Source organism: Pseudomonas sp. RtIB026 (assembly GCF_016861355.2).
Taxonomy (GTDB): Bacteria; Pseudomonadota; Gammaproteobacteria; order Pseudomonadales; family Pseudomonadaceae; genus Aquipseudomonas; species Aquipseudomonas peradeniyensis.
Window position 1 is genome coordinate 5,018,349 of sequence record NZ_AP023348.2, and the last position, 20,181, is coordinate 5,038,529.

General features: G+C 58.7%; 9 protein-coding genes. All 9 read right to left on the reverse strand.

The features are described 5' to 3' along the window. Positions 1–314 precede the first annotated feature (314 nt). Positions 315–554, reverse strand: coding sequence for a hypothetical protein (locus PRtIB026_RS22415; protein WP_203651478.1), 240 nt, complete (start codon positions 552–554; stop codon positions 315–317). 435 nt (positions 555–989) lie between these two features. Beyond that, positions 990–1,313, reverse strand: coding sequence for a hypothetical protein (locus PRtIB026_RS22420; RefSeq protein ID WP_186600151.1), 324 nt, complete (start codon positions 1,311–1,313; stop codon positions 990–992). A 269-nt stretch (positions 1,314–1,582) separates the two neighbouring features. After that, complete coding sequence (locus PRtIB026_RS22425) at positions 1,583–2,032, reverse strand: hypothetical protein (RefSeq protein WP_203651477.1); 450 nt, start codon at positions 2,030–2,032, stop codon at positions 1,583–1,585. A 139-nt stretch (positions 2,033–2,171) separates the two neighbouring features. Then, positions 2,172–2,702, reverse strand: a complete 531-nt coding sequence (locus PRtIB026_RS22430; protein WP_203651473.1) for an SMI1/KNR4 family protein — start codon at positions 2,700–2,702, stop codon at positions 2,172–2,174. Between the two features lie 349 nt (positions 2,703–3,051). Next, a complete protein-coding gene (locus tag PRtIB026_RS22435) occupies positions 3,052–3,405 on the reverse strand; it encodes a hypothetical protein (protein ID WP_244670969.1) in 354 nt (117 codons plus the stop codon). 236 nt (positions 3,406–3,641) lie between these two features. Next, on the reverse strand, positions 3,642–4,154 hold the full coding sequence (locus PRtIB026_RS22440) for a hypothetical protein (RefSeq protein ID WP_203651471.1): 513 nt from the start codon (positions 4,152–4,154) through the stop codon (positions 3,642–3,644). A gap of 1,431 nt (positions 4,155–5,585) precedes the next feature. Then, complete coding sequence (locus PRtIB026_RS22445; protein WP_244670998.1) at positions 5,586–5,885, reverse strand: hypothetical protein; 300 nt, start codon at positions 5,883–5,885, stop codon at positions 5,586–5,588. A 324-nt stretch (positions 5,886–6,209) separates the two neighbouring features. Next, on the reverse strand, positions 6,210–6,446 hold the full coding sequence (locus PRtIB026_RS22450) for a hypothetical protein (RefSeq protein WP_203651466.1): 237 nt from the start codon (positions 6,444–6,446) through the stop codon (positions 6,210–6,212). Next, the gene (locus tag PRtIB026_RS22455) at positions 6,443–19,828 is read right to left on the reverse strand and encodes a hemagglutinin repeat-containing protein (protein ID WP_267812989.1); all 13,386 of its coding nucleotides are present in this window, start codon (positions 19,826–19,828) and stop codon (positions 6,443–6,445) included. The genes PRtIB026_RS22450 and PRtIB026_RS22455 overlap by 4 nt, the downstream gene beginning before the upstream one ends. Positions 19,829–20,181: the final 353 nt, after the last annotated feature.

The following is a 20,181-nucleotide window of genomic DNA, read 5'->3' on the forward strand; positions in this document are numbered from 1 at the left end:
CGCCTCATAGAATTGCTCCGAAGACATTGGCCCCACCTCCAGGCGCTCTGCAACCCGCTCGATCACTGACTCAGGCATCAATGTCATTTCATGATCTGACCATCCCTGCGACAAATTCATGACATACCCACATCTACACAAAAACTTTGGCATTCTGCTTTTTCCGCTGCCTGGTCTATCGAAGCGTGCCTCCGCCAGGTTGCACTACTTAAACTATCACTAAAAAGGCATGAAATATAATCTGATACGGTGTCAATATCTACACCTGCATTGGGTGCCTTAGGGTCCATAAGCCCACTCCGCGAAGCATACGTTCAAATACCATCCAGAAGCGCCTGAAGCTTTCGTGGATCAGCAATGCTGCCGAAGGAATAAATCCACGCTACTGGTAGAGAGAGATCTGGCGATTTCACCTTCAGATAGGGAACAAAATACTCAGCATCCAACAGATACTCCAGCCGTTTGCAGTCCTCGTCCCCCACAATATAAACGAAAGGTCCCTGCTCAGGGTCCAGATGAACCTGAACCCGCTCACCGGTTACAGAATCGATCATAAGTGACTTACCCTCTCTCTTGAAACCTTGGCGAACGCCTATAGCTCGATGCTGTCGAGCAGTGCCTGAAGTTTTACAGGGTCGGCGACGGTACCGAAATAGTACTCGCTCCCCCCATGAACACTAAGGTCCGGGCAAGGGCCCAACCAGTAGAGCACATTGAATTCATCATCAAACAGATCCCGGAGCGCCCCACTGTCCTGAAATGAAAAAACTCTGATATAAGGCCCATAACGGGGATCCATGAGAACCTGGACCCGTTGTTTAGTAATACCGTCAATCATTTTGCACTTCGTCGCCCGCCTAGCCATTTCAACTGATTTTTCACTTAGCCTGCTCTCTGACCTCACCCATATCGGTGATGGGAGCACCACCCAGCGACCCCATACCCCTGGGAAATATCATTGCAAAGAAAAATCAAAGAGAAAAGCTTTGTCAATCCAATGGATGTTCTCTGACATAGGCCTGCAAATCCTCGAGTGCTATACCCGGTGCACCTGCCGCCAACCACAGCTGGAACTCTGCAGGATAGGGTGACAGCACTTGGCCGTCAGCGATCTGAGGCTTCGTCACCTCTCCATATCGCGTGACAAATCTGAGATGCGTTACAACAAGCACCCAGATTCTTCTCAGCCAAGGTGATTCCGGCACCCCCTGTGAGGCATCAGTCAGATAGGGAGACTCTCCTTCGACAAAAGCAAGAAGATCATCGCCCCTGCCCGCTTTAATCAAAGCACGAATTAACTCAATCTTTTCCATAATACTACCCAACGACGGAACTCAACCGAGAAATCTGGCATCACTTCGGCATTCTTAAAACCGAGCAAGCACATTATTCACCTAACGGAGCACCCCACACAACAAACAGGTACAAAGGAAGACAGATCTATTCTTCACGCGATCACTTCGATACTCCGCTTCCAGCACTCGACGCTTTCACTGGCAACTTAAGCACCAGACTTCGCCGTCACTCTGGCCACACAACAGCAGAAATCAAAGAAGCAAAAATATATCCGCCACATTAAACCTTAGCCCATTCCAAAATAACTTTTCATATGTGCAGTAAGCCCCGCCATATCTTCATATGCCTGCTTTCCGAAGTCAGGATCATTTTTAGCCAGAAACTGCTTCGCAGTTTCATCGTCCCGATTCGCCTGCTCCTCCACATCAAACAAACGTTGAGGAGCAATAACCCAACTATGTCGCCCATCCTCCCTGCCCTCGCCGATCATTGCCCACTTCAAATGCCCCTGATAGACATCCACGCACCTAATCAACTCAGCAACAACCGCAACATCCTCTTTAACGAAACGAAAACAAACTGATGGAGGATATTCAATCTGACTCCTGAGAGACAACCCCGCATGTGTTTTTACAACATACGTACTGGTAGACCCTTTACGCCACTCGGTCCTTCCCAAACACTCAACAATATCTAAAATCTGGCGCCCTTCATGCGTTGCACTCACATCCATCATCTAACCCTTTCAATTGCCCAGCGTTATTTTCTCCGCCGCCACTTGTTAATTCAATGTAATTCTCCCAACCACCTTTTGCTATCAAACATTCAGGAAGCCGTACAAAAGCGGACAAACTCAGCCCCACAACATATAGCGACTACTTGAAAGGCACGAAACGATAAGGAGATCCTCCTCCACTGGGGAAATCCTCCGGTAAGATACGTGAGTGGATCTCACTTCTGAGCAGCTTACATAAAAACTCAACACAACCACAGGCGATTAGATCTTCCTCCCCCTGGTCCACACTATGAAGCGCAACGGACCAAGAGTCTGGTTCATCGTTAACAATCCACACCAGCGTCTCGCCATTTTCAGTGAATCCCCAAGGCCAAAACGCCCCCTGAGCTGGGTAGGCTGGCCTAGGATAGTCACCAGGGAACTCAGCTTTCATCACCGCATAAGATTCACGAAAGTAATCACCTTTATAGATATTCAGATCACTACTGCTGGAGAATGGATCGATTACCCATAAAAAATCGTCTATGCACCCCGCCCCAAAACGCTCGATGTAAGCCTTGTAGTCAGCAGGCAATCGGATGCCATGGTCATTTTCCACTCTTGCCCAGTCAGGGTTCGAGTAGGCAGGAGAAGCCGGTGGAGGCAACAGCTTCATTAGGTCGGCAAGCATTACTTGATTCCATTGATGCTAGGGCTGGATATATCCACATTGTAAACCGATGGAGTCTCGAGCGGTCAACGTCACGCCAGTCAGCATTAGGTTGCTGCCTGAGTAGATAAGAATAGCCCAATAGTTTACCGACTCTCCAGCTAGAACGGCTGGTCGTATCTGCCGCACGAACTGAGCCAAGTATAAAATGGTACGATAAAAGGGGACAAATTCACCCCCCTACTCTAACTTCTATCCCCCCTGCATGACCGCTAGACACCTTCATCTAAAGGGATCGAAATTAGAGTAGAAAAAATAGACCTACCACTTTCCGGTCTTTGTCCAGCGAGGCACCTGCGACCTTTCACTTTCAGACAGTCATAATAAATTTCTTCCAGTCTAAGAGCGCCTTCTCAAAATCATTAATACTCAAAACAAAACAACAGCCTTCATCACATAGCGAATATATCTTTGCAACTTTACCCTTGAGCTCCACCCCCCAACTATCACGACTCCAATCGCAACTACCAATAGTTCCAGACCTTACCAAGCCGACTCTAGATAGCCCTTCATCCAGCCAAGCTATCGTGCTTTCATATTTTTGTCCGCCATGATCAGTCAGCAAGCACGCTAAGAAATCTATTCCATCACGACCGAGCACATCAGACCGACAGCCTGGCTCGCGGTCGCTACCTTCGCCACTCCAGAAGAAGACTATTTCCATATAAGCCTAGTATCCATCAGTAAAAAAGCACCAGTAAAGGGGGCAGATTTATTTTCCCCACTCTAATTTTTACCGCCCCTGCATGACTGCTAGGACCGAAATTAGAGCAGGGAAAATAAAGCTGTCCCATTTTACCTGCATGACTGTTCGACCCCTTCTCCACTACAGGATCGAAACTAGAGCAAGAAAAATAAATCAGGAAAAATAAATCCGTCCCCTTTTTCCTTTTTACACCATTAAATCATGCCAATATTTCGCAACACTCCCTCACTTACAAATTCTAACCCACCAGCTTCCACCTTGGATCCGTCTATGTAATGGGAATGACCACAAACGTCACATTGGTAAGCCAGTAACCCGTTATGCCTACCTATAAAGACGCGCAGCCCAGTAGACTCACACCTAGGGCATTGTTTATCAACTTCAACAGTTATCAAGGCCTCGATTGTATCGCGTAGAAACCGCGCTATAGACTCAACGTCCTTAGCCTGATGTCCCAGAATGACCTTTTTGAAGCGTGTTATATCACTAGGTAAAAATGACGAATAATCAACAGGCATCAAACTTTCATTTACATTCGAAAACTCATCGACCCCATAACTCAAAAACGGCTCAACAGTAAAATACTTATAATTACCTCTGACCCACAAAAGAATAACCCCAAGAACATCTCTTAACGATGACTCTTCACTAAGCAGCATCACAGCCAACTGAAGCTCACGCCACACATGCACAGGGAGAGACCTCATTAGTTCATCACCTTAACCGGGAAGGCACTTATCAAGTTACCGGTTTTATCAGAGAACACCTTTATCACTAAAGTAGCGCAAAGGGGACAGGTTTATTTTCTACACTCTAGATTCGACCTTCCCTGCATGACTGTTCGCCCCCTTCTCTACTACAGAATCGAAACTAGAGCAGGAAAAATAAGTCTGTCCCCTTTTTCGCTTTTCGCCACCAGGAACCGAAATTAGAGCAGTAAAAATACATCTGCCCCGGATGGCATACTATTCCTTTTCTTCAAGATAGGGCCAATATTCTGCCCCTTCATCCCTTCTTATCCAAACTCGACCGCACGCAGGACAAGTAATAGCCTCTTTACCAACTACATCTATACGATCAAAAAAACTCATCAAAAGGGATTCTTCCTTTATCAGCTCGCCCCGCCAACTCATACAACAACTTATTTGGAACGAGAGTGAACTCCTCTGAAACAGGAGAACTAACCAAGCTAATGACATGAGTGCAACGACATAGAAACTTAGCCATTTTATCTCCCTAACAAGCTATTAATAGCCTGCCTATGTAACGCAAAAAAACGCAAAAGGGGACAGATTTATTTTTCCTGCTCTAGATTCGACCTGCCCTGCATGACTGTTCGACCCCTTCTCCACTACAGGATCGAAACTAGAGCAGGAAAAATAAATCTGTCCCCTTTTTCATTTTCTGTAACCGCTAGACACCTTCGCCTAAAGGAATCGAAACTATTGTAGAAAAAATAGATCCACCTCCTTTTCCTCAAAACAAAGTCAACTACTTTACTCAAGCCACACCGACGCGAGGCATACTGATTATGTCCATATCTCCGTACCATCCTCGTAAATCCAAACGAGGCCTCCGGGCACCCAACTATTTCCATCTTTGGTAACCCAAAATAGCGCTTCGTCGATGTCTTCTTCTGCAGGCCAAGCCAAATCAAATGCAGCAATTTGTTCAGCAACAGCTCCGACCAATGGTTCCCCACTAGCGAGAAATACCCTACCCTCTAGAAGTAGGGTAGCCAGCACTTCTAAGAAAATATGCTTACGGTCATTATAACCCTCATCCGAGTATATCTTGCATACGCTTAACCACAATGCATCAACGGCTAAACCTTGACTCCACTCCACAATCTTCCTGAACTCTTCTGAGTCTCGACAGCATGAAATCATTTGAATCTCACCTCTAACTTTGGAGCTTTCACTCCTGGATGCCCAACTATATCAATCGTCCATTGGGCGCCGGACTCTGCAGTAGAGCTTGAACCATTGCGCAAATTTATTTTTACGCCATCGGCCCGGACCAACGCATAAAGATCGACAGCTTGACCTCGACATTATTGCCTTTCACACCATTAATTACACCCTTCCCGCCCCTGGCAACACCAGAACTTATCTACTTCTATAGCTCCTTTTGCATCATCAGGTTTCTATGCGCCTCATAAACTCGGCCATCGCTTGCGGCTCGCGCTCCGCAAGTTCTTCAATCAGATCTTCGGCTGCCCAGTGCAGAATCATGTCTCCCCCACCCCCTGCTTTGCAGATGATGAGATCATCTGATAAGGTAGAGTCCACAATATTGACCTCTCGATCACTAAGTGCCATAAGACCACCGTAACCTTCATAGGGAATAACCCAGTAAAAGCGCTCATTTCCTACCCAGTAGATCCCAAATACCTGCACAGGCTCAGCCCGCCCAATTTCTCGAACAATCATATCCACATCATTCAATAGTTCTTCCGGGTTGCAGCGCAGGTGGAAGCTGCTACGGCGTTGTGATTTTCATATCACGCAAAAGGGGACAGATTTATTTTCTATACTCTAGTTTCGACCTGCCCTGCATGACTGTTCGACCCCTTCTCCACTACAGGATCGAAACTAGAGCAGGAAAAAAATCTGCCCCCTTTTTCGCCATAATGTCTAAAATCTGGCGCCCTTCATTCTTGCCAATAACGTCCCCCTGCACCGTCAACCATCTCGACATTAAAAATAAACTACAGAATTTGAGCACAACAAATAACCCCATATTTTTTAGCTTTCACCAACTCAATCACCATTCTCTAATGCCTCCGGATGAAATTTTTCCCCACGCACAAAAATCTCCCTCCATTCCTCGGCCGTGAGTGAAACACCATTAGAACTTGAATAAAATACAAACTCCAACTCTCTGTCTGAATTTACGGAAATCTCCATAAACGGCTCGCCACCGCCCTCCTTGTATACGCACAGATAAGGAAAATTACTATTTACATCACCAACTTTCTCAAACACCAAACTGCTCATGGCTTCACTCCTCTAAACCCAATAAACTTACCACCCGGCTCCCAACTTGCAGCTCTACCATCTGGCAACGTATAAGTCACCCAACCTGCTGGGTAGCGACCTCCCGCCCCCGAACTCCTAGTACCCCCTTTGAGTATTTCGTCTACAGCCGCACTGCCCACCTCATTCAGTTGAGCATCTGATCTATACGTCTTTCTAAGCGCCTCAGTCGAGTCAAACCCAAAATATTCTGGATGCTTTGTAACAGCACGTCCAGCATGACTGATCAGCTGTCCGTCTGTGTACGGCTGGGTCGCAGTATCTCCAAATTTTTTTGACTCATTTCCCGACGGTGGTAAAACCTCATTAAATATTGCCCCTGGGTTCAACTGGTGCCCTGGCGTCTCGTAATTTCCGCTAGTCGTCTGCCCATCAAGCTGTTTGCCTCCGGTATGCGGAGTCACAGTCACCTGCCCACCTTCCGCATATCCTCCGCTCGATGGGTTCTGGCGATTTTTCTCAGCCAGCATCCCTTCGTATATTTTCGCCCGCGGGTCAAGCTCATGGATTGGTAAGACCGTACTCCCAAAGACAAGACCGGAGAGCACTACCATCAACTCCGCTCTCTTGCTCATGTCCGTAGTGGATGCCTCGATGGCATCGAACATGCTTGATGCGGCGGCGCGCATATCCGCCTGACGCTCTGGCGAGCCCTGACTCAGGCTCAGTGACACACCGAGCCCCGCAACCAGGGCCGCACCCAATGCAGCAACGGGCACGAAGTTCGTTCGCCCGTCTTTTTGATGATTGGCGGAATCCAGGGCGGCCAGCGCCTTCAGTGCCGCTTGTGGGTCGTTACCTGCCAAGTCGACCAGGCGCTGGGCAACCGCATCGAACTCTTTACCCGATGAGCCCTGGGTAATCCTGCCCAGAACGGTATTAACCACCGCGCTACGTGTTTCTTCGTTGCGACTGCCCAACTGACGAGTGAATGCAGCCATGCCCACGGCAAGACTCACCGCATCGGCATCAGCCCCTGCGCCCAATGCCTTCACAGTCAGGAACAGATCACCCAGTTTCTGCAAGGCCTCTTCACTGTTCTCACCATACCTGGCCGCACTCTTCTGCCACTGTTCCAGGGTTTTCTTCGGGCTCAGTACCGCCTTGACAGAAGTATCCGAGACATACAGATCAGTGCGCGACTCACTGTCCCGGGTGATCTCGTAAGCCTTGTCCAGATCCCGATTCAGCCCGGCTACCGAGTCCTTGCCAGTCTCCGCATCCTGGCGCACGGTGACCTCACCAGCACTCACAGTGGCACGGACAGTCTGCTCGCGGTCCTTTTCATACTCCCAGCCACTAAGGTTGCCGTGGGTTTCGGACTTGCCGCCGCTTGGCTGCGACCAACTGCCGCCGACGTTGAGGTAGTAACCGTGCTCCTTGTCCTTGCCAGCGATATCGCTGTAGCCCAGGGTGCCGGTATCGAGCTTGAGGTTGCCGTTGTCGGCGGCGATCAACGCGCCATCGAGCTGGGTGTGGTGTTCGGTGCGAATGTCGACCTTGTTCCCACCGGTGATGCGCGTCTGGTCCTGGACCCAGTTGGTCTTGCCGGTCGTCTGTCCGTAGCCCACCGAACCGCTGACACTGGCGCCGACACCCACGGATACCGTTGCACTCAGGTCGAACTCCTTGCCCTCGACCTTGCCGGTATCCGCTACGGAAGCAACCTTGAGATCGCCTCCCACACGGCCGATCACCTCATCGCCACGCATCTGCGCGCCGGCGATGGTGGTGTCCTTGCCGCTGCTGAACTTCAGCTGGTCCCCGGCATACAGGAACGCCTGTTGCTGCTGCTCGGCTTCGCGCTTCAGGTCGCCCTTGCCGATATCGACGCTGGCGTAGAAGCCGACCTTGCCCTCGCCAAACGCCAACCCCGCCTCGCCGCCACCGTTATGGCGAGTGTTCTGGCTGTTGCTGTCGTTCTGCGCCGAACGGATGTTGATGTCATTGGCCGCGGCAATATCGATATCGCGCCCGGCACTGACCTGACCGCCGATCACGTTCACGTCACGGCGGGCATCAAACTTGACGTCACGACCTGCGTTCAGCTGGCTCGCTGTCGAAGTACCCTGGACACTGTCCTGGTCGGCAACGCCATAGCTGCCGCCCGCCCCCAGCTTGATCCCGCCAGTGGTTCCGCCATGGATACCGCCCCAGCTCTGGGTCTGCTGGTTCTCCTGGCTGAAGCTGCCCTTGGCCACATCGAGGTTGATATCCCGACCACTGATGCTGATATCCCGGCCCGCCTGCAACTGCCCGCCCTTGATGGTGACATCGTTGCCGGCCTTGACGTTGACGTCGTGCCCGGCATCCAGGGTGGAGCCACGCTGACTCTCCTCGACCACTCGCTCGCGGCTGCCTTGCTTGGTGGTGCCAAGCTTCACATCGGCGGTAGGCCCGGCAAAGAACTGACTGACAGCATCGACTGCACGCAAGGTGCTGGAGGTCTGGCTGACACCGTTCTCACCTTTGCCGGCGCCTTCGAGCGCATCCTTGGTTCTACCCAGGTTATGGTTGATCGTGACCCCAAGCCCCTGGCTCTTCTGCTCACGCTCGTGCTCCACCAGCAAACGCTCGCGGGCGGCATCGATGTTGATATCGCGGCCGGCATCGAGGTTGATGTCGTGCTCAGCCTTGAGGTCGGAGCCGGTCTGATTGATATCTCGTCCAGCACGAATACCCAGGTCCTGCCCGGCCTTGACCTGGCTGGCCGCCGCCAATTGCTGCTCGAGGCGGTCCTTGGCCTTTTGCTGTTCGCTGCCGAGGAACACGCTGACGCCATTGTCATCGCCGGAGACGCCGAAGCCTGTGCGTTTCTCGCTCGACCACTGGTGCTCGCTGTGCTCGTTCTGCGCAGCGGCAACGTTCACGTCGCGCCCGGCGTTGAGGCTTACGTTACGCCCGGCCGAAATACCGCTGCCGATGACGTTGATGTCGCGCTCGGCACTCAGGCTCGCGTCCTGCCTGGCCGTAAGCTGGCTGCCGACGCTGGTACTGCTCTGCGCCTCCTGCCCGGCTTTCTTTGCCGAAGCCACGGAAACGAAGCCGCCCGACACCGACAGCCCCGTCTTCTTCTTGTATTGCTCCGAGTGGCTATAGGCCGTGTCATTGGCCGACACCAGGTTGATGTCACCCGCCTTGTCGATCAACCCCGCACGCAGCTCGACATCCTTGCCGGCATTGGCCTCACTGGCGCGCAGACGCACATCGCTGCCTGCGGCGATGACGATGTCGTTACCCGCATCCAGCTCGCTGCCGACCTGCGTGGCGCGGGTCTGCAACTGGCTCTTGCCGCTCTTCGACAGGCCCAGGAAGCCGGACTTGGTCTTCTTGCTGTACTCGCCGTGCTCCTCGACGCCGGACAGCACCGCCACATCGCCGGTGGCACCGAGCATGACATCGCCGCCGGCCTTGAGCTGGCTGCCGATCACCGAGACATCGCGACCACCGTCCAGGGCAATGCCGCCGCCCTCCTTCTTGCTGACGTTGACGGTCAGGTCGCCACCGGCCTCGATCACCGAGGCGACGTTGGTGCTGTGGTAGCTCTCCTGCTGCTTGGAGCTGCCGCGACCGAACGAACCCTTGCTCTTCTTCAGGTAGTACGAAGCGCTTTCGTTCTGCTCGGAGGCGATGGTCAGGTCGCGCTCGGCGTCGATGTCGACAGCACCCTTGCCCTTGACCTGGCTGGCGACGATGGCCATGTCCTGGCCCGCGGACAGCGAGACATCGCCACCGGCCTTGACCGTGGTCGAGACCTGGGTGACCTGGTCATTGGACTGGGTGACCTTCTTGCTGCGGCTGAAGCTGTGCGCTTCGTTGGCGGCGGAGGTCAGGTTCAGGTCCTCGCCGGCGGCCAGGGTAAGGTTGCGGCCCGCGTCGATCTGGCTGGCCACGGCGGTGAGGTCGCGGCCGGCGCCGAGGCTCAGGTCGCGGCCGGCGCTGACCGTGGCGCCGTGCTGCTGCACCGTGCTGCTGCGCTGGCGATCGGTGTAGAAGCCTTGACGTTCCTCGACCGACAGCAGGCTCACATCACGACCGGCACTGAGCGACAAGTCGCCGCCGCTCTGGATCACGCTGGCGACGTTCTTGATGTCCTGCCCGGCCTTGAGGCTGAGGCTGTTGCCGGCCTCGATACGCGCGGCGCTTTCAAGATAATCCTTCTGCTCACGCACGCCGCCGTAAACGATGTCCGTGCGCGTGAGGTCGCGTCGGTTGATCAGGTCACCGTTGATGGCGGTCAGACTGACGTCACGACCGGAGACGATGCCACCGGCACTGTTGACCAGGCTGTTGCCGGCCAGCAGGTCCAGGCGCTCGCCGGCCTGGACCAGGCCGGTGTTGGTCAGGTCCTTGCCGGCGGTGGCGCTGAGGTTGCGCGTGGCACGCAGCGTGCCTACGTTGTCGAGATTCTCCCCGGCGATCAACTGGACGTCCTGCCCCGCGATCAACGCACCGTCAGGCGCCAGTCGGCCATTGGCATGGGCCAGGTACAGCACTGGCGCGAGTACCTGCTCACCATTGATCTCGCGTGCTTCGAGCCAGACGATGTCGTGGGTCAACGCCGCGACCTGGGCGGAGGTCAAACCGACACCCAGGCTCAGGTTGAGCTGGTCTTTGCTGCGGATGGCATTGTCCATCAGGTGCTTGTACAGCTGCTCGCCGGAGGTCTGGCCATCGATGAACTGCTGGCCGGTGCGAGCCACCACCGCCTGCTGGATCAGGCGTTGCTCGTAGAAGCCGTCACCCAGACGCTTCCAGCTCTTGTCCGGATCGAAGCCCAGGTTGCCAAGCAGGTAATCGGAGCTCATGAACTGCTTGAGGTCGGTCAGCACCGGATTGGTTTCGATCAGATACTTGTGCGGCTTGCTCGTGTACAGGTTATCCGGCAGGCGAGTGACGCCCGCAATCCAGGGGCGAACGCCGATACCCGGCTCCTGCGCCACCAGCTCGGCGGACTGCGCACCTGCGCTCGGTGGGGGAACGTAGGTATCCACGACCTCGCCCGCAGGCGCATTGACCCCGATGACACTGGCCTTGGCAGCCGACTCGACACGCTGGTGGGCAACGCGATCGATTGCCTGCTCACTTCCTCTGGACGCGGACGCATCCATTGCCTGGATCGAGCCTGGTCGGGAACTGGCCAGCACCTCACGCTCATGCGAGGTGACAGTGGCGTTGCCCAATGTCCAGCGCTGGGCGGTGCCAATGGCTGCGTCGCTGCCTTTGCCACTCAGGCGGAACAGGCCGTTCTGCCCGGCTGGCAGGCTGAAGCCTGGCAGGGTGGTGGGATCGACCTGTCGCTGGGCCAGATCAGGTGGCAACTGCGCATTCAGGTTGACCACCGTGGGCTGCGTCACGCTGGATACCTGGGTATCGAACGAGCGATTGCTGGTAGCCGCTGCCGCCCTGTTCACAACGATATTGCTGATGCTGCCTGCGGCAGTGAGCTTGGCCGTACCGGCGGCCTGGATGACCGCCGGGGCGATGAACTTCTGATCCGGCTGGACCACGGGCTCTGCATCGATGCCGTAAAATACCCCGGGGTCGAACTTCGCGACCAATGTGTTGAAGGCGGCTTCGTCGAACGGCCCGGAACGTGGGTGGGCCTGGTTGTAGGCGTTTACTTCGTTGATCAATTGGAAGAAATAGCCCGTGGGAACCTTGACCCCAGGCCCCACTTCCCTTCCGACGGTTCCCGACCTGGAACGCTCGCCCTCGTTGTCAATGCTGCCGGCAGTGATGGTGAGATCGTTGGCCGCCGAGATGACGCTTCGAGCATTGAGCACACTGCCTGCGCCAATGGTCAGGTCACGCCCGGAAACCAGGGTTGCCGTGGGCGAGTCCTCGTGAATCACGGTCTCGAGGGTCTTGTAGATATGCACCGGGCCCCTCACCCACCGCGATCCCTTGCAATGCTGGACGCAGTAGATGGTCATGTAGCCATCGGTGATCTGGTGGCTGGCCCTGAACTTGTCGCGTTTGTTGACGAAACTGGATGCCTGCAGGTTGATGTCACCGGCCGCCTCGACAGTCCCGGAGCTGTTGAGGAAGGTTGCCGCAGTGCTGCCCGCGGTGACGCCGGCAACCAGCAGATTGCCCAGGCTGTACACATCCGCGTAGCGATTGCTGAAATCGGCGGTGCTAATCGTCATGTCCCGCCCACTGAACAGCAAGCCTCGACTCCCGTCGGCAGCCTGGTCGTTGTGGACGGACTGGGCGATCAAGTTCAGGTTGCGCGACGCCGCCAATGCACCGTAGTTGGACAGGCTGCCCGCGTTGATCGTCAGGTCATTGGCCGCCGACAAGCGCCCAAGGTTGCTCAGCTGGTTGCCGACGTTGACCACAATGCTGTCACCACCCGCGATGCTTGTGGCGGTGCCCAGGCTCATCTGCGCCGCAGTCAGGGTCATGTTCCCCAGGCTGGTCAATCGGCCGTTGCCCGAATAGGCACCACCCAAGGTCAGGTTCAATGTGCCATCGCTGGCAATCAACCCGTCATTGAGCCAGTTGCCGCCCGTGCCCAGCAACGCCTTGGTCGCCAGCAACTGCCCGCTCGAGGTCTGGCTGAAGTTGTTGACATTGAGGTTGAGCGTGCCGGCTTGCAGCACGCTGCTGTTGACCCAGCTGTCGGCACTGAGATTCAGGGTGCCATGCGTCAACAGGCGACCTCCCGCCGCCATGACCTGCTGGCTGCTGACACCGAAATCGCCATTGCCGACGTGTGCGATGCTGCCCCCGGTGTTCACCAGATCGCCGATGACCAGGGCAAGATCGGTGTTGGCGGTTTCTACGGTTCCGTTTCGGTTATCCAGCACCCCGCCAATCTGGAATCGCGTTGTGCCGCTGTTGCCCAGGGCACGCAGTTTCCCCGCCTGGTTGTCCAAGCTGGCGGCTGCGATGGCCAGGGTGCTGGCGCTTTCGATGATGCCGCCGCGGTTGTCCAGGGCGCTGCTCAGTCCGATGTCGATACGCTGGCCGACCATCTCGCCACGCGCGTCACCACCGTTGAGCAGGCTGGCGCCGGTGACCTTGAGCAGGCCACTGGCGGAGATGCCGCCGTCGCGGTTGTCCAGCTGCCCGGTGCGAATCAGCGCATCACCACCCAACGCCGCGATGCGCCCGCCGTGGTTGTCCAGATTGGCGCTCTGCACATCGAGGCCCAGGGCCTGGAGGATGCCGCGCTGGCCATTGGCATCGCTGCCGTTGCGCAGCACACCGGTGGTGCGCACGCCCAGCGACTGCTTGAGGCTGGCAAGGATGCCGCCGCGGTTGTCGAGGGTGTCGGCGGTCACGCTCAGCGCGCCGTCCTGGGCGATCAGCTTGCCGCCCTGGTTGTCGAGCACGCCGTTGGCCTGCACGCTGATCGCGCCCTTGGCCTGCACGGTGCCCTTGGTGTTGTTCAGGCTGGCCGCCTGCAGGCCTACGTCGCCCTGCTGGCTGTAGATCAGGCCATCGCCCGTGTTGCTGAGCGCCCCGCTGCTGTTGAGCACGAGCGCGCCATTGGCGGCCAGGGTGCCGCGCTGGCTGTTGTCGATGCTGCCGGCCAGCACCTTGAGCAGGCCCTGGCTGGCGATCTGGCCAGCCTGGTTGTCGACCAGCCCGGCGCGCTGGATCAGCAGGTCCTTGCCGGCGAACAGCGTGCCCTTGCGGTTGAGAAAATCGCCGAGCAGGTCGAGGGTCAGGGCCCCCTGGGACGCGAGGTTGCCGTCGTTGTTGTTCAGGCTCGCGGCGTTCAGGCCCAGGTCCTGCCGGGTGGCCACGCGACCGCCGTGGTTGTCGAGGGCGCCAGCGCTGATGACCAGCTTTTCACCGGCATCAATCAGGCCGCCCTCGTGGTTGTCCAGTGCCGCCGTGATGGTCAGCTGCTGGCCGCTGCCGCTGGACAGGATGCCCTTGGCGCTGTTGTCCAGGCTGTCGGCCTTGACCTCCAGGCGCTGCTGGGCGACCAGGGCGCCGCCGTCACTGTTGCGCAGGGCGCCGGCCACGGTCGCCTGCACGGCGCCGGAACGGCTCGACAGGGTGCCCTGCTGGCGGTTGTCCAGGCTCTGGCCGGTGACGGTCAGCCCCTGCCAGCCCGAGACCAGGCCGTTGCGGTTGTCGATGGCGCCGCTGGTGATGCTCAGCGTCTGCTCGCTGATCAGCTTGCCGTCACGGTTGTCCAGCTCGCTGACATCCAGGCGCAGGGCCTGGGCGGTGGAGATCTCGCCACCCTGGTTGACGAGCTTGGCCAGGTTGGCGAGGGTCAGTGGGCCGGCGGTGGTGATCAGGCCGGCGCCGTTGTTCAGGTCGGCGCCGAGCAGGTCCAGTGCAAGGCTGCTGCCGAGTAGCTTGCCGCCATGGTTGTCCAGGCCCTTGCTGGTGAGTGCGAGCGCGTCCTTGGCTTCGATTCGGCCACCGTCGCGGTTGCTCAGCAAGCCATCTACGGTCACCTGCAAGCCACTCTGGCTGCTCAGGGTGCCGCCGCTGTTGTCCAGCATTCCGGCATGAACCTCCAGCGACTGGCCACCGATCAGGCCCTTGAGGTTGTCCAGGCGCTGGCTGATCCGCAGCAGCAGGCGCTGGTCACTGAGCAAGCGGCCATTGCTGGTGTCCAGTTGCTCGGCAGCGAGGGTGAACGCTTGCGCGCTGGAAATCTCGCCGCCCTGGTTGGCCACGGTCTTGAGATTGTTCAGCAGCAGCGACGGCGCGTTGATCAAGCCGCCGCGGTTGTCCAGGTGGCCATGGCCCAGGTCGAGCTTCACCGAAGTGTCGCTGAACAGCTTGCCGCCCTGCTGGTCGAGGCCGGTAACCGTCGCACTGAGAGCTTCGCGGCTGCCCACGCGGCCGCCGTCGCGGTTGTCCAGCTGGCCGGCGTGCAGGTCGAGGGTGCGGTTGCTGCTGACACTGCCCTGGCGGCTGTTGTCCAGGTGGCCGGTGGTAATGGTCAGCGCGCCCTTGCTGGCAATAACACCCTTGTCAGTGTTGTCCAGGCTGGCGCTGGCCAGGGTGATGTCACCGTCGCTCAGCAACTCGCCACCCTTGTTGAACAGCGCGCCTGCCGTGGTCAGTTTCAGGCTGCCGGCACTGTCCAGTTTGCCGGTGCTGTTGTCCAGGCTTTGCGCAGCCATCACCAGCTGGCCCTCGGCGCTGATCAGGCCGAGGCGGTTGAGCGCCGCGCCGGTCAAGGTCAGGGTCATGTCCCGCTGGCTGGTCAGGCGGCCACCGTCGTTGTCCAGGGTCAGGCCGGTCAGGGTCAGGCCGGTCTGGGCCTCGATACGTGCCTTGTTGTGGTTGAGCAGTGCCTGCAAGGCGAGGGTCATGCCGGTGCCAGCGACCAGCAGGCCACCGTCACTGTTGTCCAGCGAGGTGCCGGTGACCGCGACAGCGGCCTTGCCGGTGATCTCGCCGCCACGGTTGTCGATCCGATCGACGTCCAGGGTCAGGGCGCCGTTGCTGCCGAGCAGGCCCGCCTCGCGGTTGTCCAGCTCGCCGCCCTTGATCCGCAACTGCTCCAGACTGATCAGCGAACCCGCAGTGTTGAGCAATGTGCCAGCCTGGATCTCACCACGGCCTTTGCCGGAGACCTTGCCCTGGCGGTTGTCCAAAGTGCCGGCGTCGATATTCAGGGCGGTGTCGCCCACAAGAATGCCTTGGCGGTTATCCACGCGGGTGGCGCGCAGGTCCAGGCCCTTGGCCGAGACCAGGCCCTTGGTATTCTCCAGTACCTGGGCGATACGGACCGTCAGATCCTGGTCGCTGATCAGCTTGCCCTGGCGGTTGTCCAGCGTACCGGCGGCCAGCGTGAAGCCTTGCGGACTCACTATCTCGCCGCGCTGGTTGTCGACGCTGCCGAGGTTATTCAGCACCAGCAGCGGAGCCTTGATCAGGCCATGGTTGACCAATGCGCCCTGGCCCAGGTCGAGGGTGATCGAAGTCTTGCTCAGCAGGCGCCCGGCCTGCTGGTCGAAGCCGGTGGCGGTCAAGCTCATTGCGCCATCGCTGTCGATGCGGCTATCGCTGCCTGCATTGTTGACCTGGCCGGCCTTGATGGTCAGGCGGTCGTTGCCGACCACATGCCCGCTGTCGCGGTTGTCCAGCGTGCCGGTGGCGATGTCCACGGCCCCCTGGGCGCCGATCTCGCCGGCACGGTTGTCCAGGCTGGCGCTACGCAGGTCGAGGGTGCCATCGGCGGTGATCGAACCGCGCTGGTTGTCTACCTTGCCGGTGGTTGCCAGGGTGAGCTTGCCGGCGCTGCTCAGCTCGGCGTCGGTGTTGTCGAGGCTGGCGGCGCCGATATCGAGGTCACCCTCGCTGGTCAGCAGCCCCTTGCCGTTATCGAGCGCCTGGCCCAGGCGCAGGCGCGCGCCCTGCTCGCCGGAAACACGCCCGTCGCGGTTGTCCAGGGTCTGGCCGTCGAGGGTCAGCTGGCCCTTGCCGCGCAGCAGGCCCTGGGCCTGGTTGATGACCTCGGCCACCGTCAGCGCAAGGTCAGTGTCGGCCAGGACCTGGCCGCCGGTGTTGTCCAGGCGCTGCCCGGTCAGGCTCAGCGCCTTGGCCGCGGACAGTTCACCGCCACGGTTGTCGATGCTGTCCACGGTCAAGCGCATGTCCTGGCCGGCACCCAGCACGGCACCCTGGCGGTTGACCAGCGAATCGCCCTTGAGGGTCAGCTTGCCGTCGGCGGACAGCTTGCCGCCGAGCTGTTCCAGGCGTGTGACCTGCCCATCGAGATCACCACCGCTGGTCAGGCTGCCGCCGCTGTTGTCCAGGTGCGCAGCGACCAGGTCCAGGTTGCCCTTCGCACCGAAGATGCCGAGCTGGTTGAGCAGTTCGGTGCCATTGAAGCGCACCCCGGCCTGGCCGCTGACCAGGCCCTGGTCGCGGTTGTCGAGCTGGTCGATGGTCAGCGTCATCGCGCCATCACCCTCGATCTTGCCGCCGCGGTTGTCCCAATGCTGGCCATGCAGGGTCAGCAGGTCCTTGCCCTGCAACCGGCCACCACGGTTGTCCAACTGCCCCGCGTCGATATCCGTGGCACCCTGGCCATTCACCAGGCCCTTGGCCTGGTTGTCCAGCAGGCCGCTGACCTTGGCGGTCAGCGTGCCATCGCTGAGCAGCTTGCCCTGCTCGCGGTTGTCGAGGCTGGCGGCGTTCAGCGTCAGTGCCTTGCCGGCAGCCAGCACACCTTGGCGATTGTCCAGCGCCTGGGCGACCACCAGTTCCAGCGCCCCACCCGTGACCGTACCCTCACGGTTGTCGAGGTTGCCCGCCTTTACCTGGCCGTGGCCGGTGCTGGAGATCTCGCCGTGCTGGTTGTCGATGGCTGCGCGGGTGGTCAACACCAGGCCGGACTTGCTGGTGACCACGCCGCCCTGGTTGTGCAACGCCAGGGCCTGGATATCCAGGCCGTCGGCCGAGACCAGGCCATCCAGGTTGTCGAGCAACTGGTCGAGGCGCACGGTCAGGGCCTGCTCGCTGTAGAACTTGCCACCGGTGTTGTCGAGGCTGCGACCCGTCAGGGTGAAGGCCCTCTTGCTGGAGATCTCGCCACGCTGGTTGTCGATATCGGCCATCTGCCGCAGATGCAGCTGGTTGGCGACGATCTCGCCGTCGCGGTTGTCCAGCCGGCCATGGTTCAGGTCGAGGGTCAGCTCGGTGACGCTGCTCAGATGGCCACCTTGCTGGTCGAGCCGCCCGACATTGACGCTGACCGCCTGGTTGCCGCTGATATGGCCACCCTGGCCGTTGTTCAGGGCCTGGGCGGTCAGGTCGAGGGAGGTCTGGCTGGCGATCCGGCCGGTCCGGTTGTCGACCAGGCCCTGGCTGGTGACGGTAATGCCCCGGTTGGCCAGGACCTTGCCATTGCGGTTGTCCAGGCTACCGAGGTTCAGGGCCAGGGCATCGAGGCTGGACAGCTCGCCGGCCTGGTTGTCGAGATGCGCCCAGGTGGCCTTCAGTGCCCCTTGGCTGATGATCTGGCCACGGTCGCTGTTGAGCAGTTGCCCACCGGTGAGGGTCATGCGCCCGTCACCGACAACCTTGCCCTGCTGGCGGTTGTCCAGCGTTGCGGCGTTGATGTCGACATGGCGCCCGGCGCTGAGGCTGCCGCCCTGGTTATCCAGGCGACCGCCCGTGGTCAGCGTCAGGTCACCGCTGGCGATCAGGCGCTGGTTGCGGTTGTCCACGGCTCCGGCGTTGATCTTCAGGTCGGCGTCGGCCGCGCGGCTGCCATCGGCCTGGATGCCGGCCTGGATGCCCCCAAGGTTGCTCAGTTGACCTGCCGCGTCCAGTTGCACCGAACCTGCCGCAGTCAGCCCCTGACGGTTGACCAGGTCACCACGGCTTTCCACCTGCAGTTGCTTGCCGGCATGCACCGGCCCCTGGGTTTCGATACCGGTCGCCCGGATGCGCACATCGCCCCCGGCGCTGGCCTGGGCCATGCTCAGCTGGCCATTGGCATCGAGCTGGATATCGCCACCGCTGGCGATCATCCGCCCGTCGAGGCGCACACCGACACCGGCCTCGGTGCCGACCAGCCTCACCGCGCCGGCATACATGCCGCCCAGTGCGCTGGAGTCGATCGCCAGGCTCGGCTTGGCGCTGCCGTCGTCAGCACGCGCGGTGGCCGCCAAGGTGCGGGCATCGACATCGTTGCGCCCGGCGACGATGGCAAGGTTGCGGGCCTGGATCTCGGCATTGATCTTGGTACTGCGGGCAATCAGCTCGAAGCTGTCGACGTTGCTGGCATTGATCCCCGCGCCTTCGATGGCGATGTGGCCCTGGTCGACCTGGTAACGGGTCAGTTGGCCGTTCTCGATCACCGGCTTGCCGGTGCTCAGCGTGGCCTGTGGCGTATTGATGAAACCGCAGCCATCGCAGGTGATGCCGTGGGGGTTGGCGACGATGACATGCGCCGCATGCCCGGCCACCTCGGTATAGCCACGCAGCTGGCTGGCGTTGGCGCCATTGACCTCGTTGAGGATGACATTGGCCGCCTGGCCGTGGAGGTTGGGGTTGCCAAGGATGATCCCGCCCAGCTGGGTGGCCTGGGTACGCTCGGTGGCGTTGTTGAGGATCAGCCCCTGCTGGCCGACGTTGTAGTCGCTGAACTGGTTGTGCGACAGCCCGCTGCCGTTGGGCGCGGCGATGTTGACGATCGGCACGCCGTTGCCCGCCTGGCCGAGGCTGGTGCCCGGCCCGCTGACCACCACGCCTTCGGCGGCCTGCGCCCACAGCGGCTGCCAGAACATGGCATTGGCCAGCAGGAACGCCAGGCCACGCTTGGGCAGCCCGCAGAAGCGCTCGCGGGGCTGAATTGCGGCCGAGCGTTGGCGGGCCAGGAAGGCAAACAGGCGAACGTCCATGTCAGGTCTCGTGAATCAGGCGGTCAGATGACGAAGTCCAGGCGCAAGTACACCGGGCATTCCTTGTCGGTCAGCATGTCGGGGCGTTTCAGGCTGTGGGCGAAGGTAGGCACGCAAGCTCGCCCCCGCCGACAACGCACAGGCATCATCCAGTGCCTGGCCCTCGAAAAAAGAGCGCGAGATGTTATTTTGCCATCACGGAAACGTCAAATAAATATCGTCAAAAAACCGTGAAACCATCTACTGCCTGTTCCAGCAGCCACCCAAGCTGAAGCTCCAGGCAGCCAGAGGCCACCAGCGCACTGCATCCAGGGCTATCGAGGACGTCGGAAGGGAAGAAATCGGTGCCATGC